Below are 3,641 nucleotides of genomic sequence, written 5' to 3'. Positions count from 1 at the left end.
TTGCGTTCTTCAGCTCGCATCCAAAATTCTCTAGAGTCTTCACCTTGAAACATAACTCCATCTTTTTGTGACTGATGATAAAAAATGGCATGGCGTTTCTTTAATACCTGATCTGGACTCATAGGAACTGCCATCTCTATTTCATGAATGTCCCACTCGTGCCATGCGCCTCTATACAACCATACCCAACAATCTTTCATATAAAATTGTTCTTTTAATTGTTCTAATGCTTCAAACAATGCATCTAGGCAAACTTTATGGGTGCCATGAGGATCTGCTAAATCTCCAGCGGCATAAATCTGATGCGGTTGTATTTCTTTAATCATACTGCACATTAGATCGATATCAGCTTGTGAAAGTTTGTTCTTTTTTATAGTACCCGTTTCATAAAATGGCAAATCTAAAAAATGAACATGCGAATCTTCTAAACCAATATATCGGGTAGCTGCGTATGACTCACCTCTTCTTATTAAGCCCTTTAATCTTCTTACTTCTTCTGTATCTATTGAATTCTCTTTCTTATTTTGAAGATCGTTTAATGTCTTTTGAGCATCAACTGCCCCTAAACCTTGTGCTATCTCTACAAATTTTAATGCTTCTTTATCTGAAACCGCTATATTCCCAGATGTTTGATAGACAACATGCACTTCATGGCCTTGTTCTACCAACCGATCAAAGGTGCCTCCCATAGATATCACATCATCATCTGGGTGTGGACTGAAAATAATAACTCTTTTTTTCGCAGGATTTGCTCGCTCTGGCCTATTGGTATCATCTGCATTTGGTTTTCCTCCAGGCCAACCTGTAATAGTATGTTGCAATTTGTTGAACATATCAATATTAATATCATAAGCGGATCCTTGTTCTGCCAACAAACCTGACATACCATGATCATTATAATCTTTATCTGTCAGACTTAAAATTGATTTTTGTGTAGTCTCACATAACCAAACAATGGCTTTATTCTTTAGCTTTTCTGTCCACTGAGGTGATCCTACCAACCAAGGCGTTTTATTTCTGGTGAGTTCTGACGCCGCTTCAGTATCTAAAACAAAGGTAGTATTATCGTGTTCTTGTAAATACGTTGCTGGTACTTCTGAAGAGATTTTCCCTTCTATAGTTTCCTTTAATATAGATGCCTTATGTTGCCCCCAACCTAGCAATACAATGCGGTTTGCCGATCTTACCGTAGCGATACCCATGGTAATCGCTTTTCTAGGAACATTCTCAATTCCAAGAAAAGCAGGTGCTGCATCTACCCTAGTAATATGATCTAAGGTAATGATTCGTGTTCCTGAATTATAATGGGAACCTGGTTCATTAAAACCAACATGGCCCGTTCTGCCAATACCTAACAATTGAAAGTCTAATCCACCTACCTCTTTTATTTCTAATTCATAATCAACACAATACTGATAAATATCTTCTACTTTTATTTTTCCATCGGGAATATGAATATTTTTTGGAAGTATATCTATATGGTTAAACAAATGCTCATGCATAAAATAGTGATAGCTTTGGATGTTATCTTTTTCCATAGGATAGTATTCATCCAGATTAAACGTAATTACATTGTAAAAACTTAGGTCTTCTTCTTTATGCATACGTACCAATTCTTCATATACTTTTATCGGCGATGAACCAGTTGCCAAGCCTAAGACACAGTTTTCGTTTTTTAATTGCTTCTCTTTGATGAGATTGGCTATTTCTTGTGCGACAATCAATGAACCTTCTTTTGAATTTTCGAAAACTACATTGTGTATTTTTTCAAATCGAGTCTCCTCAAATTGCCCCGCTCGTTGATAACTAATTCCTTTTTCCATAATTGGTGATTCTAAAATCATTATTCTTGTTTTTTATAAAACCGTTGTTTTTATTCTTTTCCAAACTTTTATCAATAAATATCCTGATATAATCGCTACAATAGTTAATACCATTGCTTTGTTTGTTTCTCTATAGATCCAATAGCCTGTAGCGAACATAGTGCTATAAATAAGTACACAACCTAATAGCATTGCTGTAATACCTGATGGAACGCTCCATTTTTCATCAGTATTTACTATCGGCACATCTTCTTGCTTTGCTTTTTCTACAACACTGCGCCATCCTGGACCTCCTGGCTGTATCTTTTTATAAAAATTATATAAAACCTTTTTCTTTTCAGGTTGGGTAACATAGGTTACCAGCAGCCATATCGCAGTTGTTATTGCTACTACAAATGGAAATTCAAACCAATCAGGAAAAATTCCTTTTTCGGCATCAAAAAAATAAGCTCCAAGAGGTGTTAATTTTAACAGTAAAGAGATTATACCCGAAGCGAACATGGCCGCTATCTCTGTCCAGGCATTGATACGCCACCAAAACCATCGAAGTATAAATACTAGCCCTGTGCCTGCCCCAAATACCAATAGCAGCTCAAACAACTGCAAAGCGTTTTGTAACAACAAAGCTAACAAAGCACTTAGCACCATTAATACCACTGTTGAAATTCTACCAACAGCTACCAATCGTTTTTCGGAAGCGTTGGGATTGATCTGTTGTTTGTAAAAATCATATACTATATACGAGGAACCCCAATTTAATTGTGTTGAAATTGTAGACATGTAGGCCGCTATGAGCGAGGTTAGTACTAGCCCTAATAAACCACTGGGTAATTTTGTAAGCATTGCTGAATAGGCCAGATCATGCCCTAACTTATCTTCTGAAATATTTGGAAACGCCTCCTGAATACTTGCAATATCAGGAAACACCACTAATGATGCTAGCGCTACCAATATCCATGGCCATGGTCGTATGGCATAATGCATAATGTTAAAGAAAAATGTAGCTCCTATGGCATGGTTTTCATCTTTTGAGGCTAACATTCGCTGGGCGATATAACCACCGCCGCCTGGTTCTGCTCCAGGATACCATGAACTCCACCACTGTACTGCTAACGGAATGATAAGTAGTGTAATTAATGCTTGGGTGTTACTGAAATCTGGTAGTATCGATAATTTATCTGCTACATGTTCATTTGCCATTAGTGTTTGTATACCTCCCACTTCTGGTAGGTTTACTAAATAATAAGCAGCTCCTATAGCACCACCCATCGCTACAAAAAATAGTAAAAAATCTGTATAAACAACTCCTTTAAAACCTCCAACCGCACTAAAGATTACTGTAATAAGCCCTGCACTCACAACAGTTTGCCAGGGTTCTAGTCCCAGCATCACACCTCCTATCTTAATCGCAGCTAATGTCACCGCAGACATGGTAATCACATTAAAAATAACCCCTAAGTATATCGCTCTAAATTGTCGTAAAAACCTAGCAGGCTTACCGCCATAACGTAACTCATAAAATTCTAAATCAGTATTCACATTCGACTTACGCCACAGTTTGGCATACACAAAAACCGTTAATAAACCTGTAATTAAAAACGCCCACCATACCCAATTACCAGAAACACCATTGGTACGCACAATATCTGTTACCAGATTTGGTGTGTCTGTAGAAAAAGTAGTAGCAACCATAGAAACACCCAACAACCACCAAGGCATGCTTCTACCAGACAGAAAAAACTCAGTAGAATTTTTACCCGATCTTTTTGATACCCAAAAACCAATACCTAATGTGATGGTAAAAAATGTGATTATTAA

At 37.2% G+C, this 3,641-nt stretch carries 2 protein-coding genes; both read right to left on the bottom strand.

Features of this window, described 5'->3' with window-relative positions; all coding sequences use genetic code 11:
* A partial coding sequence (gene nagB / locus AC1EUY_RS15800; protein WP_480196517.1) for a glucosamine-6-phosphate deaminase occupies nt 1-1,844 on the bottom strand: 1,844 nt, incomplete at its 3' end.
* Between the two features lie 12 nt (nt 1,845-1,856).
* Nucleotides 1,857-3,641: sodium:solute symporter family protein (locus AC1EUY_RS15795; RefSeq protein ID WP_480196516.1), on the bottom strand; the 1,785-nt coding region annotated here is incomplete at its 5' end.

This window comes from Maritimimonas sp. 2210JD6-3 (genome assembly GCF_056591795.1).
This window is presented reverse-complemented; position numbering and strand designations above follow the sequence as displayed.